Here is a 17598-nt window from a genome sequence, read left to right as displayed (position 1 = left end):
GAACCGCTCCGTCCTCGGTGCTCCCGATCGACTGCCTGCAACACTTGGTCGACTAGACTGTCTACTGTACTGATTGCGCGCCCTGAACCTGGGTGCTAGGAGGCACAGATGAGCCTGACGACGACAATTCTGATGCTGATATTCGGTTGGCTGAGCGTAGCGATGGCCATGCTGTGGGGCGTGCTGCGGATCACCCGCCGCCATCATCACGCGCCTGCACAAGTGGAAAAAACCGCAAAATCCTCAAGAGGCCACGCTGCCGCGCACTGAACCATCCACCGTTCAAAACTCATAAAAAAACCTCCCGGGCCCTAGACCCGGGAGGCTTGTTTTTATCTACCTGGAATCAGGCGTTGTCGGCCAACGCCTTCTGCCTGGCACGACGGGACAGCATGTTCAACACCTCGATCGCCGCCGAGAACGCCATGGCTGCGTAGATGTAGCCCTTCGGCACATGGGCCCCGAAGCCTTCGGCGATCAGCGTCATACCGATCATGATCAGGAAGCCCAGGGCCAGCATGACCACCGTCGGGTTGTCATTGATGAACTTGGCGAGCGGTTCGGCCGCCAGCAGCATCACCAGTACCGACACCACAACGGCAATGATCATGATCGGCAAATGCTCGGTCATGCCCACGGCGGTGATGATGCTGTCGATGGAGAACACCAGGTCCAGCATCAGGATCTGACCGATTGCGGCGGCAAAACCCAAGGTCACGCCAGAGGTTGCCGATTTCGGATCATTGGGTTCCGGGTCCATGCTGTGGTGGATTTCAGTGGTGGCCTTCCACAACAGGAACAGACCGCCAGCGATCAGGATCATGTCTTTCCAGGAGAACGCCTGGCCAAGGATCTCGATGACCGGTTCGGTCAACTGCACAATGAAGGCAATGGTGCTCAACAAGCCCAGGCGCAGGATCAACGCCATGCCGATACCGATCCGCCGAGCCTTGGCACGATCCTGTTCGGGCAGCTTGTTGGTCAGAATCGAAATGAAGATCAGGTTATCGATGCCGAGCACGATTTCCATGACAACCAGGGTAGCCAGGGCGATCCACGCGGTGGGGCTGGCGGCGAGCTGTAAAAGATAATCCATGGTTCAGTCCTGACTGATGTGACGGGTTAGATAGTTTGAGTAGAGGATTCGGATGCGTTAGCGTCGTCCTCCGACTTCTTCTTGGGGCTGATCAACCCACCAGTGGCTTCGCTGATGGCCTGTTCGGCGGCCTTGTGGGTCTCGTCGATTGCCTGCTTGGCAGTTTCCGCTGCCTGCCCCATCAGTTGCTGGGCGCTTTTTTCAGCCTGTTCACAACCCGCCAGTGCCATTGAAGACATCACTAACAAAGCTGCAAGTCCCAGGGTTTTGTACGTCATGGAGTCAATGCCTCATAAGAGAAGAAGGAACGCGAAAGGCGGCCCACCCATGGCGAGGCATTCTAGAGAGGAGAATACTTCAGGAAAATTCGTATTTTTAGCAGCTATACTTCGGTTTTTACGAAGCAATGTGAACCCATGCTCAATTACCGACAACTGCATTACTTCTGGGTGGTGGCAAAAACGGGCAGCATCGTTCGGGCTTGCGAGCAACTGAACCTCACGGCGCAAACCATCAGCGGCCAGATTTCCCTGTTCGAGCAGACCTATAACATCAAGCTGTTCCGCCGCGTCGGGCGGCAACTGGAATTGACCGAGGCCGGCCGGCAAACGCTGCCCTACGCCGAACACATGTTCCAGTTGGGCGGCGAACTTGAGCTGATGCTGCGGGCCCAGCCCAACGCGCAGCAGACGCTGTTTCGGGTCGGCGTGGCGGACGTGGTGCCCAAGTCCATCGTCTACCGGCTATTGGCACCAACCATGGAGCTGAGTGAACCGCTGCGTATCACCTGTCGCGAAGACAAACTCGAACGACTGCTGGCGGACTTGGCAATCCAGCGTCTGGACCTGGTGATTTCCGACAGCCCGATGCCCAGCCACTTGGACATCAAGGGCTATAGCCAGAAACTGGGGGAATGCGGGATCAGTTTTTTCGCCACCGCAGCCCTGGCCGAACGCTATGGAAAGGATTTCCCCCACGGCCTGCATGACGCCCCGCTACTGATTCCAGGCCCGGAAACCGTGGTGCGCAGCCGCCTGCAACGCTGGTTCGCCGAGCAGCAAATCCAGCCGCGCATCGTCGGTGAGTTCGACGACAGCGCATTGATGCAGGCTTTCGGCCAGTCAGGCAGTGGGATTTTCATCGGCCCGAGCGTGATCGCCGATGAGGTGAAGCAACAGTACGGCGTAGAGGTGATCGGCCAGACCGATGCGGTGAGCGAGTCGTTCTACGCCATTTCCGTGGAGCGCAAGGTCAGCCATCCTGGCATCGTCGCGATCGCCGAAGGGGCACGTCGCGAACTGTTCAGCTCTTAACTGTTCGCGCAGGTGACACGAGGCTTGAAGGTCATCAGCAACAACGCCAGCAGGATCGAGACAAGGATGAACCCGGCCGCGGCAAAACCGACGCTGCCCAGGCCCAGGGTATCGATGACTCGCCCACCCACCATCGCGCCCAGGCCAATCCCCAGGTTGGCACCGGCGATGTTCAGCGATGCGGCAAAGGCCGGGGCTTCGGGCGCCGCTTTCATCAGCCGCACGTGGCTGACCAGGAACAATGCGGCCTGGGTCACGCCCCAGATGCCCATCGCCGCTGCCAGCCCGAGAGTCGAATGAATGCTAGGCACCAGTGCCACCATGCCGCCAATCATGAACAGGCAGAACACCATCGACGCCATCAACGGATGCCGGTCCACCGCGCGGCCGCCCAGGGAATTGCCCAACAGCCCCACGGCACCGAAGCCCATCAGGCACCAGCCCACCAGCGTGCCATCGAACCCGGCCAGGCGCTCAAGGATGTCCGCCAGATAGGTATAGGCGGTGAACATGCCGCTGAACACCAGGATCGACAGCAGCACGTGCCCCTGCATCAATGGGCTGCGCAAAATCTTCAGTTGTGAACGCAAGCTCACCTGATGCTGGTGCAGGTTGGTTTTCGGTAGGTAGATAAACAGCAGCAACGCCTTGGCGAAGGCAATGACCGCCAGGATCGCAAAAGCGCTGCGCCAGCCAAGCGCGTCGGAAATCAGCGTACCCACCGGAATGCCGAACACCGTGGCGCAGACGATGCCGAAGCCAATCCGGGCAATCGCTCGCCCGGCGTATTGCGGCCCGACGATGTCCACCGCCGTTTCACTGGCCAACGCCCAGAACACCGGCAGGCCCAGGGCGGGAATCAACCGAGCGATGGCCATCACCCAGATATTGGGAGCCAGGGCAGCCAACGTATTAGCCAGGCCAAACATCACCAGCACGCTGATAAACAGTTTGCGCCGCTCGAAGCGGGCGAACCAGGCGGTCAGAAACGGCCCGAACGCCGCCACCGTAAACGCGAACAATGTCACCAGCAAACCGGCCTGGGCAATGGTGACGTGCAGGTCGCGGGCGATGGATGGCAGCAGGCCAACAATGATGAACTCTGTGGTCAGCACGGTGAAACCAGCGGCTGACAACAGGAAAATGGGCAACAACATGCAGAACTCCAGCAAAACGACGACACCAGCGTTAGCCGAAGGGCTCGCTGGCGCAATAGAAAGGTGAGAGGGGCAAAGCCTAACAGAATGTGCGCACCAGACAAGCGCGCCGGATGACCCGGATATGGGTGACGGATCGTCACAGGTCCGTCAGATTTTTCATCGGTCTGTGATAAAGTCCGCGGCCTGCAAACGCTGTACTCCTTTTCGGTCCCGCTCATGTGGCCTGCCCGCTTGTTGCCCTGACTCGTCGACCGTTGCACATAAAAAATCAGAGATGCCGTTATGACTGCTGTGTCCCCTTCCCTTTTGCAACGCTTTAAACGCACCGGCCTGGTCACACAAATCGTCATCGGCTTGATCGCCGGTATCGTCTTGGCATGGCTGGCGCCGGACGCGGCGAAGTCCACCGCATTCATCGGCAAGGTCTTCGTGTCCGCGCTCAAGGCCGTGGCGCCGATCCTGGTGTTCGTACTGGTGATGGCATCGATTGCCAACCATAAGCACGGCCAGGAAACCCACATCCGGCCGATCTTGTTTCTGTATCTGCTGGGTACTTTCGCAGCGGCCGTGGTCGCGGTGGTTGCCAGTACGTTGTTTCCCTCCAGCCTGGTGCTGACGACCCAAGACGTCGCGGTCACAGCGCCCGGTGGCATCAGCGAGGTGCTGCAAAGCCTGTTGCTGAGCGTGGTGGACAACCCGATCCGAGCGCTGATGGACGGTAACTTCATCGGCATCCTGGCCTGGGCCATCGGCATGGGTATCGCTATTCGCCATGCAGGCCAGACCACACGCACCGTGCTCGAAGACCTGTCCAATGGCGTGACCGTGATCGTGCGACTAGTGATCCGCTTTGCCCCGCTGGGAATCTTTGGACTGGTAGCCTCGACCCTGGCAACTTCCGGTTTCGAAGCCCTGCTCGGCTACTTGCACCTGCTGACCGTGCTGATCGGCTGCATGCTGTTCGTGGCGTTGGTAGTCAACCCTCTCATTGTGCTGTGGAAGCTGCGTCGCAACCCCTACCCGCTGGTATTCACCTGCCTGCGCGAAAGCGGCATCACCGCGTTCTTCACCCGCAGCTCGGCAGCCAACATTCCGGTGAACCTGGAGCTGAGCAAGCGCCTGGGCCTGCACGAAGACACCTATTCGGTATCGATCCCACTGGGCGCGACCATCAACATGGCCGGCGCCGCCATCACCATCACCGTACTGACTCTGGCCGCCGTGCATACCCTGGGTATCGCGGTGGATGTGCCGACGGCTGTGCTGCTGAGTGTCGTCGCCGCCATTTGCGCCTGCGGCGCGTCCGGCGTGGCCGGCGGTTCGCTGCTGTTGATCCCCCTGGCGTGCAGCCTGTTCGGCATTCCCAGCGAAATCGCCATGCAAGTGGTTGCGGTGGGGTTCATCATTGGTGTCTTGCAGGACTCGGCCGAGACGGCGTTGAACTCGTCCACGGATGTGCTGTTTACGGCGGCGGCTTGCTTGGGTGAGGAAGAGAAGCTCGCGCGTACGGCATAGCAACTGCGGTGGCTGTTCGCTCGTCATCGCGAGCAAGCTCGCTCCCACAGGTGGGCTAAGGTGCTCACGCAATGGGCGTTACACCACAAATCCCATGAGGGAGCGAGCTTGCTCGCGATAGCGTCGGTACATTCACCGACGACGTGACAGACAGCCACAAAAAAGCCCGGAACGGCCCACACCGTCCCGGGCTTTTTCATGCCTGCGGGTTTAGAACGCGCCCATGTAGTCGCGCTTGCCCACTTCCACACCGTTGTGGCGCAGCAATGCGTAAGCGGTGGTGACGTGGAAGAAGAACTGCGGCAGGCCGTAGGTCAGCAGGTAGTTTTGGCCAGTGAAGCGTTTTTCCTTCGGCGTGCCCGGGCGGGTGACGATTTCGATGCCTTCCTTGCCATCGATCTGCTCGGGGCCGATGCCGTCGATGAAGGCCAGTACCTTGGTGATCAGCGCTTGCAGCTCAGCGAAAGTGGTTTCGCTGTCGTCATACTTTGGCACTTCAACCTCGGCCAGACGCGCGGACACACCTTTGGCGAAGTCCACGGCGATCTGTACCTGGCGCACCAGCGGGAACATGTCCGGGTACAGGCGAGCTTGCAGGAAGGCGTTGGGGTCGATGTTTTTCGCGCTGGCGTGGGCTTCGGCCTTGTTCAGGACATCACTCAGGGCGTTGAGCATCTGCTTGAAAACCGGGACGGAAGCGGCGTACAGGGAAATAGTCATGGCGATCTCATGCAGGTGGTGGAAAAAGGACGAATCAAAACGTGGAGCGATTATAGCCATGGCTGTTGCGCAGCTTGTCTTTTATTGCGCAAGGATTACGCTAGGCGGCTTCCACAGCATAGGGAACGCGCGATGAGCATCGAAGAACAAAGCCAGGCTGAAGAACCACGGCTCAATAGCACGGAAATCCGCATCCTCGGTGCGCTGGTCGAGAAGCAGGCCACCAATCCCGAGACCTACCCGCTGACCCTCAACGCCCTGGTACTGGCCTGCAACCAGAAAACCAGCCGTGAACCGGTGATGAACCTCAACCCGGGCCAGGTTGGCCAAAGCCTGCGAGCGCTGGAAGGTCGCGGCTTTACCAAACTGGTGATGGGCAGTCGCGCCGACCGCTGGGAGCATCGGGTCGACAAGGCGTTGGAGTTGGTGCCGGCCCAGGTGATTCTGATGGGGTTGTTGTTCCTGCGCGGCCCGCAAACCGTCAATGAACTGTTGACCCGCAGCGGCCGCATGCACGACTTCGAAGATACCGAACAAGTGGTGCATCAGCTTGAACGCCTGATCGCCCGCGGGCTGGCATTGCTGGTACCGCGCCAGGCCGGCCAGCGTGAAGATCGCTACATGCACGCCATGGGCGACCCGGCGGACATCGAGGCGATCCTCGCCGCACGCCAGCATCCTATGGAACGCAGCGCCGGCAGCGGCGTGTCACCGGAACGCATCGAAGAGCTCGAAGCGCGGATCGCGGCGCTGGAGGAGCGTCTGGCACGCCTGGAATAACCGCCTCAGGCCCGGGCGAACGCCACGGCTTTGTCGAACTGCTCCGGGCTCGGCCGCACGCCGGTGTACAGCACGAACTGCTCCAGGGCCTGGATCGCAATCACCTCCAGGCCGGTGATGACTCGTTTTCCTTCAGCCCGGGCGCGCACGATCAATGGCGTTTCCGAGGGAATCGCCACTACATCGAACACAGTCTCGGCCGCTGCAATGGCGTCGGAGGCGAATGCCAGTTGGTCGGCTTCCGGGCCGCCGGTCATGCCGATCGGCGTCACGTTGATCAGCATCTGTGGCCGTCGCTTACCCAGTTCGGCTTGCCATTCGTACCCCAGTGACCCGGCCAGGGCCCGGCCGGCCGTTTCATTGCGGGCAACAATCAAACCATTCTTGTAACCACCGTCGCGCAAGGCACTGGCCACGGCCTTGGCCATGCCGCCGCTGCCGCGCAGGGCAAAGGTCGAGTCCTGAGGCACAGCGTGGGTTTGCAGCAATTGGGCGATGGCAATGTAATCGGTGTTGTAGGCCTTCAAATGGCCGTTGGTGTTGACAATCGTATTGATGGATTGGATCGCCGCAGCGGAAGGATCCAGTTCATCGACCAAGGCAATGCAGGCCTCCTTGAACGGCATCGACACACCGCACCCACGGATGCCCAAAGCGCGGATACCACCCACGGCCCCCGGCAAGTCCTGGCTGCTGAACGCCTTGTAATAGAAGTTCAGGCCCAGTTGTTCATACAGATGATTATGAAAGCGCAGGCCAAAATTTCCCGGGCGCCCCGACAGCGACATGCACAGTTGGGTGTCTTTGTTGGGATTGATCTGCATGTTCGTCTCCTTGCAGGCACATTCAGATAGACGGAGTCACCGTCCCGGCAGGTTTTATTCAATGATACGGCCAGGCCCAGCCAGGCCTCTGGCCAGTTGAGTTGCGCGGCGCGGTCATGAAAACGGTACAGACCTTACACAATATTTACCCAACGGCGCGGTAAATTCTGGAAAAATCGCTGTCAGAGCAAGTATCCCCGCGACCCTCATTGGGTCTGTTGCAGACCACAGGCGCCGGGGCCGAAACGAGGAACAGCCATGAATCGTAAACTTCCCATCATCGCCCTGCTCGTGGGGGCACTCGCGGTCACCGGCCAGGCATCCGCCCATGGTCATGGTGGTTGGGAGGGGCCCGCAGTGTTTGGCGCAATCGTCGGTTCGGCCATCGTCGGCTCGGCCATTATCAACCGTGATCGGCCGGTGTATGTGCAGCAACCGGTCTACGTCCAGCCGCAGCCGGTCTACGTGCAGCAACCGCCACCGGTCTACTATCAGCCGCAGCCGGTGTATGTAGAGCAACCTATCTACTATCGCCCGGCGCCGGTGTATTACGGGCCACCACGGGGCTATTACTATGGCCCACCCCGTGGTCATTACGGACGCTGGTAACCAGCCTCTGAGGTGACACAAAAAAGCAGCCTGTGATCGAGGATCACAGGCTGCTTTTTCATTGGGCAGGCATTGGTTTGCCAGTGTCAGACGTGCTCACTGCTTTTGAGGCGCACCGGGCCGTGCTCTATCGATGCATGCGAAGGCTCCGCCACCACGGGGATCTCATTGCCATCACAGTCGTGCAGCTTGCCATCACTGAAATAATCCCCTTCGCGCAGCGCTGCCAGGTCCTGGTAACGCAAGACTCGCTCGGTGCCGGCGGCAAAGACTGACTGCTGGTCGGAGTTACCCGTGGTGAAGTGGTTGAACGCCAGGTTCAGCATGATCGCCATGATTGCCGAAGAACTGATGCCGGAATGGAAGATGGTCGCGAACCAACTCGGGAAATGATCATAGAAATTCGGTGCAGCGATAGGAATCATGCCGAAGCCGATTGAGGTGGCGACAATGATCAGATTCACGTTGTTGCGGTAATCGACTTTCGACAGCGTTCGGATGCCACTGGCAGCAACGGTGCCAAACAGCACGATACCGGCCCCGCCCAGTACGGAAGTCGGCACGGCGGCGATGACCCGCCCCATGAACGGCAGCAGGCCGAGCACCACCAGGAACACCCCACCCGTAGCCACCACGAAACGGCTCTTGATCCCGGTCACCGCCACCAGCCCGACGTTCTGGGCAAAGGCACTTTGGGTGAAAGAGCCGAAGATCGGCGCGATCATGCTCGACAGCATGTCGGCCCGCAAGCCATTGCCCAAGCGCCTGGAGTCGACTTTGGTATCGATGATCTCGCCCACCGCCAGGATGTCGGCGGAGGTTTCCACCAAGGTCACCATGATCACGATACACATCGACAGGATCGCGGCGATGTGGAAGGTCGGCATACCAAAGTGAAAGGGTGTGGGGAAGCCGAACATCGGGCCTTCACTGACAGATGAAAAATCCGCCATGCCCAGGAACACCGCGATGATTGTGCCGATGACCATCGCCAGCAGAATCGACAAGCGAGAGATGGTTGCGCTGCCCATTTTGCTTAACAGCAGCACCAGCACCAACGTGACGGCCGCCAGGCCGATGTTCGCCATGCTGCCGAAATCGGCAGCGTGGCTGTTGCCACCCATTGCCCAGCGCGCCGCGACTGGCATCAGCGTCAGGCCGATGATGGTGATCACGATGCCGGTGACCAGCGGTGGAAAGAACCGGGTGATCCTGGAGAACACCGGGGTAATCAGCAAACCGATCAAGGACGCGGCGATCACCGCGCCGAGAATGGCCTGGAAGCCCCCCTCCCCGCCGCTGCCGACAATCGCCACCATGGTGGCGACGCCTGAAAACGAAACCCCCTGGACCAGCGGCAGCTGACATCCAAAGAATGGCAGGCCGAGGGTCTGCAACAAGGTCGCCAAGCCCCCGGCAAACAATGACGCTGCAATCAACAAACCAATGTCCGCGGGTGAAAGCCCGGCCGCCTGGCCGATGATCAACGGTACCGCAACGATACCGCCGTACATGGTCAACACATGTTGCAGGCCATAAGCCATATTCGCGCCGACGCCAAGGTTTTCATCCTCGGGCCGTGGGAGTGAAACATGGGGCGTTTTCATGGTTCGGGAGTTCCCTGTTTTTTGTTATGGGCACACTGTATTCAAAACTCAAGACAAATGTCCATAGAGTTGTATACAAGTTATCACCCATTACGCCACGAGCAGAGGACGGCTCCGCCACCAGAAAACACTACTTCATTGCTGCAACAGCCCCTCCACCGCAGGCCGCAAGAGCTCCCTGGGCGGCACCCGCAGGCTGAACTCATTTTCCAGCAGATCGATCAACTCATCGGCGTCAGTGATCAAGCGTCGCTCGCTCTCCTGCCCCATCCGGTGCACGGCATAGCTGTTGCCGTTAAGGGTCTTGCGGAACCCATCACCGGTGCGGGCCACCATCAACCGGCCCATAAAGGACGATTCAGGGTGGCTACAGACGTACCAATTGCCGAGGGTGTAGTCGATGTCTTGCTGGCGCTGCAGGTCGAACAGGTACATCGGTCGCCATTCGTCGGCGACGTTGGCCCGCAGCAGGTAGCCATCCTCGTGGAGCTCGATGCGGTACGGTTCGTGTGGGGTGAGCTGGATGTCACGACTGTCCAGCAGCAGCGGCGCAGTGGGCACCATGCCGCCAAAGCCGACGTCGGTGATGTAGCGCACACCGTCGAACGTCACCAGGCTGAGGCGGTGCGTGCGAGCCGTCCAGGCGCCTTCAGGGGCATTCATCACCACCCGCCCGGTGATGCCTCGGGCTTGGAAACCCAGCTCCTGCAGCAGCGCCAGGAACAGCTGGTTGAGTTCGTAGCAATAGCCGCCGCGCCCTTGCTCGAAGACTTTGCGCTCGACCGATTCGAGGTCGATGGGCACGGGCTGGCGCAACAATGTCGAGAGGGTTTCAAAGGGAAATTCGGCCGTATGACGCCATTGGAGCTGACGCAACGTGTCAAGGGTCGGGGCTGGCGGCTTATCGAAGCCCAGCCGTTGCAGATATCGACCGGTATCGCTCAGTCGGGGTTGGCTCATGAAGGTGTCCTTTCCTGGTCCGGTGCAGCGCATGCGTAACGCTCGCTGCTGTTGGGGCGCCAGATATAAGGCATTCCCCTTGCGGAGACAATATGCCCCCTTCAACGCCGCTTGCGCGAGGCCAGCCGGATCCAGGTGGGGGCATGGTCACTGGGGTGCGCCTGGTTCCTGACCCAGGCGTCGACCCCCGCCTCGCTCAAGTAAGGGCTTGCCACTGGGTTGAGCAGCAGATGATCGATGCGCAACCCGGAGTTTTTCTGCCAGTGTTGACGGAAATAGTCCCAGAAGGTGTAGATCCGCTCCTGCGGATACAGATGGCGCAAAGAATCTGTCCAGCCCTGGTCCAGCAGGCGCTGGTAGCACTCACGGCTTTCGGGCTGCAACAGCGCATCCTTGAGCCAGGAACGCGGGTTGTAGATGTCCATGTCAGTGGGCACCACGTTGTAGTCACCGGCCAGCACTACCGGGTGATCGCTGGCCTGCAGCCCTTGGGCATAGTCGATAAGCCGTTCGAACCACGCCAGCTTGTAGTCGAACTTGGGGCCCGGCTGCGGGTTGCCGTTGGGCAGGTAAAGGCAACCCACCAGCACGCCATGCACCGCTGCCTCCAGATAACGACTGTGGCTGTCTTCATCCCCGCCGGGCAGGCCTCGGCGGCTCTCCAGCGGCTCTGCATCACGGGCCAGGATCGCGACACCGTTCCAGGACGCCTGCCCATGCCAGATCGCACCATACCCCACCGACTCCAGCTCTGCCGCAGGAAAGTCCTTGTCCGCCGCCTTGAGCTCCTGCAAACAGACGATGTCGGGTTTCTCCCGCTCCAGCCACTCCAGCAGGTTAGGCAGCCGGGCCCGGATGCCATTGATATTGAAGGTCGCGATCCGCAGGTTTTTCATGGGGCCTGAACTCGATGTGCCAAGACACTAACTGTGACCAACAACCGCTCGCGGTGGTTGCACAGGTGTTCAGGAACCGGTTTTCGACAAGGCTCGACTCCGAAACCATCAGCTCACCCGGCCAAGGCAGTGCGGTTTCGCAGGCCTGGCGCAACACCCACCGCGACAGCGGGACTATCAGCTCGGTTTGCTCTGCCAATGGCGATGATTCCAACCGATCTCAACGATCCGAGCGCTCCAGCGCATCGAGTCCGCCCTCAGTCGACAACGCCGCCACCCGGTTGCGACCGCCGTGCTTGGCCTGATAAAGCGCCGCATCGGCCCGCTGGATGAAAACTTCGATGCTGTCCAGGCTGCTGGGTACAAAGGCGTAGCAACCCAGGCTCACCGTCAGGTAGCCGGTCGGCGAGCCGGAATGGGTGATGTGTTTGTCGATGACTCTGTGACGGATCTGTTCAGCCAGGGCCATGGCCCCCTGCAGATTGGTATCGGGCAGTAGTACCGCGAACTCTTCACCGCCATAACGCACCGCCAGATCAGCCTTGCGGTGGCAGCAGTCCTTGAGCACCGTCGCCACTTCCGCCAGGCAATGGTCCCCTGCCACATGGCCGTAGGTGTCGTTATAGCGCTTGAAGAAATCGATATCGACCATAACCAGACTCAGGGGGCTGCGCTGGCGGGCGCCTCGGCCGAACTCGATGTCCAGGGCCCGCTCGAACAACCGCCGGTTCGCCAGCCCGGTCAGGCTATCGTGGGTGGCAATCAGCTCCAGCGCTTCCTGGGCCTTGCGCAGGTCCGCTTCGATTCGCTCGCTGTTGCGCACCTGACGCACGAATACCCAGCCGAACAGGCAAATTCCCAGGACCACCAGGGCCACGATCAGGCTGGATTGGAAAGCCCTGTCATGCCAGCCCGCCAGGATCGCCTCTTCGGACATCGCCGCGGTGACCACCAGTGGATAGGCCTGCAAATGTTGGTGACCATAAAGCCTGACAACGCCATCGACGGCGGAACGGATGATGGCTTCACCGGACATCCCGCCTACCGAGTCGTGCTTGAAGATTTGCTCTTCGGCCAGAGGATGACCGATCCGCCCCTCTTCAAAAGGCCGACGGGCCAACAGCGTGCCGTCAGACAAGGCCAGGGCCATCTCGCCTTTATCGTCGAGGCTGAAACTTTTGAAGAACCGATCGAAGTAGGACATTTTGATCCCGGCCAGCAGCACGCCCTGGAAGTTGCCGTCCTGATCATTCACACGCCGGGAAACCGGGATGATCCATTCGCCATTTTGCCGACTGCGGATCGCCGGGCCGATATGCGCGATCAGCGAGGCGTTTTGCTGGTGGAAAGCAAAATACTCCCGATCCGCAACCCCCGCTCCTCTGTGCAGGCTCTCAAAGGAGGTGATGACCCACTGACCGTGCTTGTCGAAAAGAAACAGACCATGCAACTGCTCCAGAGATTGCACTCGCCGTGCAAACGTACTCTGCAGTCGCGATTGCAGTGCCGGACCGAAGCCATCAATTTGGATCCAATCGGCGAGACTGGCCAATACCAGATCAGTCTGCAGGAAAGTGTCCTGGGCCTGCTGGGACATGGCTCGGGTCAGGTTGGCCGAGGCGATGCGGGCCGACTCCAGGTCGTGGCGACGGGACTGTTCCAGTTGCAGGTAGAGCAAACCACAAAGGCACACGCAGACCGCCGCAATAAACATCACCGCTGCCTTGAGCAGAGGGAGGCGTTTGAGGGTACCGCCGGGGGCATGGAACGGATCGAGGATGGGGATTGGCAAGCGAATTCCTGAAGAGGGCAATTCATGAGCAAATCGCTCAAAGCCCCCAATATTCGTGAGCTTAGCCTACCGTCCGGGGGGCCGGCAATTTGCCCGTATTGCGCAGCCGATGGGCGGCTCAGTGGATCCAAAAACCTGTCCAACGCCGGGTAAAACCACCCTCTTCATGGCGGGGGAACGCACCTTGTGGCAAGGGAAGTCTGCGCCCTTGCCACAAGGCAATGGAGTTGCCGGCTCAGCGTACCGGCGGCACCCGGATTTCCCCGGCCCGGCACTGGCTCTTGACTCCCTTGCCACACCTGGCGAACGACAGGTCCTTGTCCATGCACACACGCACCTCCGATAACTGCGGCCCACTGCAAATCACCGCGATGCCGTCATCGGCGATACCTGGATTACTCTGGCGAAACAGCTGGGCGATCTCCTCGGCTTCGAAATAGTGCGAAGAACTGAACGGTTGCAGCTTCGCTGGAATCTCCACCGAGCCAAGCGCCTTGTCGGCAACCTTCAGATACTCCACGGCGCCGAGGCCACTGCAAGTACCGTGCTTGGACCATTCATGCTCGAGCAACTTGCGGGTCGGAAACAGGGTCAGGCCCTTCTCCCGCTCAGCACTCGTCAACGGCACCCTCGGTGCACAGGACTGCGGCCAGCCGCCCTTGGCGTATTGCGGCCAAAGGCCATGGAGCACAAAGCCATAACCTTTGCCGGAACACTGCACATCGTCCTGGTGAGTCAGGCAAAAAGTCGGTGACCAGGACAGCGACAACACGTAGTAATCAAACACCCCCGCCACGGGTTCCGCTCGTACCTGACGGGGCTCACGGGCATTGCCGATCCCAATGACGCCTACCGTCAGTGCGATCAGCACGAGCATTGCAAAACGTTGTTTCATTGACCCACTCCTTTGGGCGGACGTGCAAAACCGTGATGACGATCCGACCGATGATTGTTGCTACGTTGTATTTCAAGTATTTGAAGGGCAGTGTTTTTACAAGCAAACCTTGCCGGGGGCTATCTAAATTGCGTAACGCCCCCTAACGTAGATCGCCCCTGACTTATAAGTACCCGCCGACCATGAATGAACCCACCCGAATCGTCGACGAACAGGCCCTCGCCAGCCCCTGCACCGTCAGCCTGCGGGAAGCCTTCTGGTTCTGGCTCAAACTGGGCTTTATCAGTTTCGGTGGGCCGGCCGGACAGATCTCGATCATGCATCAGGAACTGGTGGAACGCCGACGCTGGATTTCCGAGCGACGTTTCCTGCATGCCCTGAACTACTGCATGTTGCTGCCAGGGCCCGAAGCCCAGCAACTGGCGACGTACCTGGGCTGGCTGATGCATCGCGGTTGGGGCGGCGTCATTGCCGGGGCACTGTTCGTGCTGCCCTCGCTGTTCATCCTCATTGCGTTGTCCTGGCTGTATGTCGCCTTTGGCGAAGTGCCGGTGGTGGCGGGTATTTTCTACGGCATCAAACCGGCCGTGACTGCAATCGTCGTGCACGCCGCTCACCGGATAGGCTCGCGGGCGCTAAAGAACAATTGGCTATGGGCGATCGCCGCCGCATCGTTCACCGCGATATTTGCCTTCAACGTACCCTTCCCGCTGATCGTACTGGGCGCGGCTGTCATCGGTTACCTGGGCGGTCGCTGGGCACCGGAAAAATTCAGCCAGAGCAGTCAACACGCCAAGCACCGATCCTTTGGCCCGGCATTGATCGACGATGACACCCCGCCCCCGGACCATGCCCGGTTCAGCGCTTTGCGACTCGCTCGGCTAGCGCTCATCGGCGCCTTGCTGTGGACATTGCCGATGGGGCTGCTGACCGTGGCGTTCGGCTGGGAAGGCACCCTGACGCAAATGGCCTGGTTCTTCACCAAGGCCGCATTGCTGACTTTCGGTGGCGCCTACGCGGTATTGCCTTACGTCTATCAGGGTGCCGTCGGACATTTCGGCTGGCTGACACCGACACAAATGATCGACGGCCTGGCCTTGGGCGAAACCACGCCCGGGCCGCTGATCATGGTGGTGGCGTTCGTCGGTTTCGTCGGTGGCTACGTGATGCAAGTCTTCGGCCCTGAGCAGGCCTTTCTCGCAGGCGCGGTCGCGGCCACGCTGGTGACCTGGTTTACGTTCCTGCCTTCGTTTTTATTCATCCTGGCCGGCGGCCCATTGGTAGAGTCGACCCACAACGCACTGAAGTTCACCGCCCCGCTGACAGCAATTACTGCCGCCGTGGTCGGGGTGATCCTCAACCTGGCCTGCTTCTTCGGTTACCACGTGCTCTGGCCCAAGGGTTTTTCAGGCGCCCTCGATTGGCCGTCGGCGATCATCGCGGTCACAGCGGCCATTGCCCTGTTTCGCTACAAACGAGGGGTGATCCAAGTGTTGCTCGCTTGCGGGCTGACAGGCTTGGCGGTGCATCTGCTGCGCTAGGCGAGGCGCTTGCTCAGGTAGGTCGCCGAGGCCGGACACAAGGTCTTGAATTGCGCCGTTGCGCTGATCGAAACAGGCGCCAGCGAGCGTTCCTGCACCTGATAGCCATGGGCGGCAAAAAACGCGGCGGCGCTTTGCGTGAGCAAGTGAAGCCGCTCTACCCCTTCGTTTTTTGCAAACGCCTCAAGAGCAGCCAGCACTGCCGCACCAGTGCCTCGCCCCCGGTGCCCCTCGAGGACCACCAACGAGCGCAGCAACCGCTCGGCGCCACCCCCCTCAATGCCTCCAAACGCCACGACGACGCCTTGTTGGCTGAAGCTGAAAAACTGCCGGCCAGGATGCGTCAGGTCATCCACTGGCAGACTGGCCAGGGTGAGTGCGTCACGCAACGGTGCCAGATCGTTATTGCTCAGCGCTGTCATGTGCATGACTCGCCTCCTCGTAAGTGTCTCAGTAATCTCCATGGGCGCCGATATCCGACAACACATCCTCTCATGACCCAGCGCAAATGAGCCCTCCGGCCCTTCAGCTAAGCTCAACCTATCATCACGACAGGGAATCGACATGAGCAAGGCAGACGAGTTAGCGGCCAAACTGAGGAAAACCCAGCAGACCCGCGCCGACACCGACAACTGCGCCGACCTGGCAATCGAACATTGGCCCGCCCAGGTCTATGAACTGTATCGCCAGGTAGAAATCTGGCTGGCCCCGGTCTGCGAGGCCGGCCTGGACATCCGACGCAACCCTACCCACGTATTCGAAAGCCATTCCAGCGGCTCGACGTACAACTACGCCATCGATCAGTTGGTAATTGAAGGCAACCACCGGCGCATTTCATTCAACCCGATTGCCCGTTTTTCTCCCCAGGGAGAAGGATGCATAGAAGTCCATATGAAGGGACAGGAGCACTGCATTGTGCGGACACTTGGCGAGCATGGCGAATCGCTGTGGCAGCTGCATGCGCGCCGCTCGACCGGACAACAGCCTGGCGCCGTGATATTGGACGAGGACGCCTTGCTTTCACTGATAGAAGAAGGTCTTGGGCTATAACGCAGATGGGCGCCCCTCAAGGTCGCCCATTTTCCGCAGCAGAACTGACTAGACGCCGATCCGGGCCGCCGATTCGAGTACGGGATCGGTCCCGGATTCCGGTAGCGCCAGTCCTACCGCCTGCCGTCCCACAAGGGTGTGCAAGGCGTTGTCGATCTCGTCAGCCGCGCCCTGTGCGTATCGGGCATCTGCCCAACACCAGTAATGATCGGACATCAGCCCGCCCACCGCCTGCGCACACAGCTCATCGCTGTTGATACCCATCTTCCCCGCAGCAGCGATCACGGCCATAAGGGCTTGTTCCAACTGGGAAATTCGCTCGGTAGTCACTGCTAACCAACTCGACAGGTCATTACGCGAAGCTTACCAAGATATCACTGTGCCACCAACCGCAGGCGCTCAACGGTCATCCCTTCAATTGCCTTTGGCTTTGCGCCCGCGCGGGCTCGAATTCACAGGCACGCTTTTGCCATATTCATTCCACCACGCCATCAATGCCTCCATCGTCGGCCCGAGCCCGCGGGCCTTTTGCGTGATCTCATATTCAACGCGTGGCGGTACTTCGGCGAAGACAGTACGCGACACCAGGCCATCCCTCTCCAGCTCACGAAGTTGTGCCGTCAGCATGTGCTGAGTAACGCCGGGAATGGCTTTGCGCAGCTCCCCGAAGCGATAGATCCGCTGGTGCAGCAACCACATGATTTCCAGCTTCCACTTGCCCGAGAGCAACGCAAATGCACGGCGCATTTCCTCGTGCATGTTGACCTCGGCATCTTCACTAGTCTGGTTTTCCATACTAACCGTCACTTTTTCATCCTTCTTGCGGGCTTTCATGTTAGG

General features: G+C 59.9%; 20 protein-coding genes. 7 read left to right on the top strand and 13 right to left on the bottom strand.

All coding sequences use genetic code 11. The annotated features are described in order from the left end of the window. Positions 1–108: 108 nt before the first annotated feature. Positions 109–270, top strand: coding sequence for a hypothetical protein (locus J9870_RS09960; RefSeq protein ID WP_210643735.1), 162 nt, complete (start codon positions 109–111; stop codon positions 268–270). Positions 271–346: 76 nt separating this feature from the next. On the opposite strand, the gene J9870_RS09955 is transcribed toward J9870_RS09960, so the two are convergent. After that, positions 347–1096, bottom strand: coding sequence for a TerC family protein (locus tag J9870_RS09955; RefSeq protein ID WP_210643734.1), 750 nt, complete (start codon positions 1094–1096; stop codon positions 347–349). A 26-nt stretch (positions 1097–1122) separates the two neighbouring features. After that, on the bottom strand, positions 1123–1374 hold the full coding sequence (locus tag J9870_RS09950; RefSeq protein WP_210643733.1) for a hypothetical protein: 252 nt from the start codon (positions 1372–1374) through the stop codon (positions 1123–1125). 138 nt (positions 1375–1512) lie between these two features. Here J9870_RS09950 and nhaR point away from each other — a divergent pair, with 138 nt between their 5' ends. Then, positions 1513–2409: a transcriptional activator NhaR gene (gene nhaR, locus J9870_RS09945; RefSeq protein WP_210643732.1), complete on the top strand. Its 897-nt coding sequence runs from the start codon at positions 1513–1515 to the stop codon at positions 2407–2409. Here nhaR and J9870_RS09940 read toward each other — a convergent pair. Continuing rightward, complete coding sequence (locus tag J9870_RS09940; protein ID WP_210643731.1) at positions 2406–3566, bottom strand: MFS transporter; 1161 nt, start codon at positions 3564–3566, stop codon at positions 2406–2408. The genes nhaR and J9870_RS09940 overlap by 4 nt on opposite strands. 285 nt (positions 3567–3851) lie before the next feature. On the opposite strand from J9870_RS09940, the gene sstT reads away from it, so the two are divergent. Continuing rightward, positions 3852–5084, top strand: coding sequence for a serine/threonine transporter SstT (gene sstT / locus J9870_RS09935; protein ID WP_210643730.1), 1233 nt, complete (start codon positions 3852–3854; stop codon positions 5082–5084). A 210-nt stretch (positions 5085–5294) separates the two neighbouring features. Here the strand turns inward: sstT and J9870_RS09930 are convergent, their stop codons facing one another. Beyond that, positions 5295–5804 carry a DUF1993 domain-containing protein gene (locus J9870_RS09930; RefSeq protein WP_210643729.1) on the bottom strand — a complete coding sequence of 170 codons (510 nt, stop codon included), beginning with the start codon at positions 5802–5804 and terminating at the stop codon, positions 5295–5297. 132 nt (positions 5805–5936) lie between these two features. Here J9870_RS09930 and J9870_RS09925 point away from each other — a divergent pair, with 132 nt between their 5' ends. Beyond that, positions 5937–6584: a DUF480 domain-containing protein gene (locus J9870_RS09925; RefSeq protein ID WP_210643728.1), complete on the top strand. Its 648-nt coding sequence runs from the start codon at positions 5937–5939 to the stop codon at positions 6582–6584. A 5-nt stretch (positions 6585–6589) separates the two neighbouring features. Here the strand turns inward: J9870_RS09925 and J9870_RS09920 are convergent, their stop codons facing one another. Continuing rightward, positions 6590–7408 carry a shikimate 5-dehydrogenase gene (locus tag J9870_RS09920; protein WP_210643727.1) on the bottom strand — a complete coding sequence of 273 codons (819 nt, stop codon included), beginning with the start codon at positions 7406–7408 and terminating at the stop codon, positions 6590–6592. Positions 7409–7666: 258 nt separating this feature from the next. Here J9870_RS09920 and J9870_RS09915 point away from each other — a divergent pair, with 258 nt between their 5' ends. Further along, a complete protein-coding gene (locus tag J9870_RS09915; protein ID WP_210643726.1) occupies positions 7667–8017 on the top strand; it encodes a hypothetical protein in 351 nt (116 codons plus the stop codon). 86 nt (positions 8018–8103) lie between these two features. Here J9870_RS09915 and J9870_RS09910 read toward each other — a convergent pair whose 3' ends face one another. From J9870_RS09910 to J9870_RS09890, 5 genes are all read right to left on the bottom strand, one after another. Next, the gene (locus J9870_RS09910; RefSeq protein WP_210643725.1) at positions 8104–9624 is read right to left on the bottom strand and encodes a nucleobase:cation symporter-2 family protein; all 1521 of its coding nucleotides are present in this window, start codon (positions 9622–9624) and stop codon (positions 8104–8106) included. A 135-nt stretch (positions 9625–9759) separates the two neighbouring features. Next, positions 9760–10584, bottom strand: coding sequence for an arylamine N-acetyltransferase (locus J9870_RS09905; protein WP_210643724.1), 825 nt, complete (start codon positions 10582–10584; stop codon positions 9760–9762). Positions 10585–10685: 101 nt separating this feature from the next. After that, entirely contained in the window at positions 10686–11480 is a 795-nt protein-coding gene (xth, locus tag J9870_RS09900; protein WP_210643723.1) for an exodeoxyribonuclease III, read from the bottom strand. Between the two features lie 220 nt (positions 11481–11700). Continuing rightward, positions 11701–13272 carry a GGDEF domain-containing protein gene (locus J9870_RS09895; RefSeq protein WP_210643722.1) on the bottom strand — a complete coding sequence of 524 codons (1572 nt, stop codon included), beginning with the start codon at positions 13270–13272 and terminating at the stop codon, positions 11701–11703. 235 nt (positions 13273–13507) lie between these two features. After that, positions 13508–14167 carry a ribonuclease T2 gene (locus tag J9870_RS09890; protein WP_210643721.1) on the bottom strand — a complete coding sequence of 220 codons (660 nt, stop codon included), beginning with the start codon at positions 14165–14167 and terminating at the stop codon, positions 13508–13510. A gap of 182 nt (positions 14168–14349) precedes the next feature. On the opposite strand from J9870_RS09890, the gene chrA reads away from it, so the two are divergent. Next, on the top strand, positions 14350–15708 hold the full coding sequence (gene chrA, locus J9870_RS09885; RefSeq protein ID WP_210643720.1) for a chromate efflux transporter: 1359 nt from the start codon (positions 14350–14352) through the stop codon (positions 15706–15708). On the opposite strand, the gene arsN2 is transcribed toward chrA, so the two are convergent. Then, the gene (gene arsN2 / locus J9870_RS09880; RefSeq protein WP_210643719.1) at positions 15705–16136 is read right to left on the bottom strand and encodes an arsenic resistance N-acetyltransferase ArsN2; all 432 of its coding nucleotides are present in this window, start codon (positions 16134–16136) and stop codon (positions 15705–15707) included. The two genes, chrA and arsN2, sit on opposite strands and share 4 nt — an antisense overlap. A 136-nt stretch (positions 16137–16272) precedes the next feature. Here arsN2 and J9870_RS09875 point away from each other — a divergent pair, with 136 nt between their 5' ends. Continuing rightward, on the top strand, positions 16273–16758 hold the full coding sequence (locus tag J9870_RS09875) for a hypothetical protein (RefSeq protein ID WP_210643718.1): 486 nt from the start codon (positions 16273–16275) through the stop codon (positions 16756–16758). A gap of 48 nt (positions 16759–16806) precedes the next feature. Here the strand turns inward: J9870_RS09875 and J9870_RS09870 are convergent, their stop codons facing one another. Both J9870_RS09870 and J9870_RS09865 read right to left on the bottom strand, forming a co-directional pair. After that, entirely contained in the window at positions 16807–17064 is a 258-nt protein-coding gene (locus tag J9870_RS09870) for a hypothetical protein (protein ID WP_210643717.1), read from the bottom strand. A 108-nt stretch (positions 17065–17172) separates the two neighbouring features. Further along, on the bottom strand, positions 17173–17592 hold the full coding sequence (locus tag J9870_RS09865; protein WP_246883096.1) for a helix-turn-helix domain-containing protein: 420 nt from the start codon (positions 17590–17592) through the stop codon (positions 17173–17175). Positions 17593–17598: the final 6 nt, after the last annotated feature.

Origin of the sequence: Pseudomonas sp. Tri1 (assembly GCF_017968885.1) — a bacterium.
Lineage (GTDB): Bacteria > Pseudomonadota > Gammaproteobacteria > Pseudomonadales > Pseudomonadaceae > Aquipseudomonas.
Note: the sequence above shows the minus strand (reverse complement) of the source record. Positions and strands in the feature narration are given on the sequence as shown.

Excerpts from the sequence above, each read along its gene's own strand:
- J9870_RS09960 (WP_210643735.1), top strand. The coding sequence starts at position 109 with ATGAGCCTGACGACGACAATTCTGATGCTGATATTCGGTTGGCTGAGC.
- J9870_RS09955 (WP_210643734.1), bottom strand. The coding sequence starts at position 1,096 with ATGGATTATCTTTTACAGCTCGCCGCCAGCCCCACCGCGTGGATCGCC.
- J9870_RS09950 (WP_210643733.1), bottom strand. The coding sequence starts at position 1,374 with ATGACGTACAAAACCCTGGGACTTGCAGCTTTGTTAGTGATGTCTTCA.
- nhaR (WP_210643732.1), top strand. The coding sequence starts at position 1,513 with ATGCTCAATTACCGACAACTGCATTACTTCTGGGTGGTGGCAAAAACG.
- J9870_RS09940 (WP_210643731.1), bottom strand. The coding sequence starts at position 3,566 with ATGTTGTTGCCCATTTTCCTGTTGTCAGCCGCTGGTTTCACCGTGCTG.
- sstT (WP_210643730.1), top strand. The coding sequence starts at position 3,852 with ATGACTGCTGTGTCCCCTTCCCTTTTGCAACGCTTTAAACGCACCGGC.
- J9870_RS09930 (WP_210643729.1), bottom strand. The coding sequence starts at position 5,804 with ATGACTATTTCCCTGTACGCCGCTTCCGTCCCGGTTTTCAAGCAGATG.
- J9870_RS09925 (WP_210643728.1), top strand. The coding sequence starts at position 5,937 with ATGAGCATCGAAGAACAAAGCCAGGCTGAAGAACCACGGCTCAATAGC.
- J9870_RS09920 (WP_210643727.1), bottom strand. The coding sequence starts at position 7,408 with ATGCAGATCAATCCCAACAAAGACACCCAACTGTGCATGTCGCTGTCG.
- J9870_RS09915 (WP_210643726.1), top strand. The coding sequence starts at position 7,667 with ATGAATCGTAAACTTCCCATCATCGCCCTGCTCGTGGGGGCACTCGCG.
- J9870_RS09910 (WP_210643725.1), bottom strand. The coding sequence starts at position 9,624 with ATGAAAACGCCCCATGTTTCACTCCCACGGCCCGAGGATGAAAACCTT.
- J9870_RS09905 (WP_210643724.1), bottom strand. The coding sequence starts at position 10,584 with ATGAGCCAACCCCGACTGAGCGATACCGGTCGATATCTGCAACGGCTG.
- xth (WP_210643723.1), bottom strand. The coding sequence starts at position 11,480 with ATGAAAAACCTGCGGATCGCGACCTTCAATATCAATGGCATCCGGGCC.
- J9870_RS09890 (WP_210643721.1), bottom strand. The coding sequence starts at position 14,167 with ATGAAACAACGTTTTGCAATGCTCGTGCTGATCGCACTGACGGTAGGC.
- chrA (WP_210643720.1), top strand. The coding sequence starts at position 14,350 with ATGAATGAACCCACCCGAATCGTCGACGAACAGGCCCTCGCCAGCCCC.
- arsN2 (WP_210643719.1), bottom strand. The coding sequence starts at position 16,136 with ATGCACATGACAGCGCTGAGCAATAACGATCTGGCACCGTTGCGTGAC.
- J9870_RS09875 (WP_210643718.1), top strand. The coding sequence starts at position 16,273 with ATGAGCAAGGCAGACGAGTTAGCGGCCAAACTGAGGAAAACCCAGCAG.
- J9870_RS09865 (WP_246883096.1), bottom strand. The coding sequence starts at position 17,592 with ATGAAAGCCCGCAAGAAGGATGAAAAAGTGACGGTTAGTATGGAAAAC.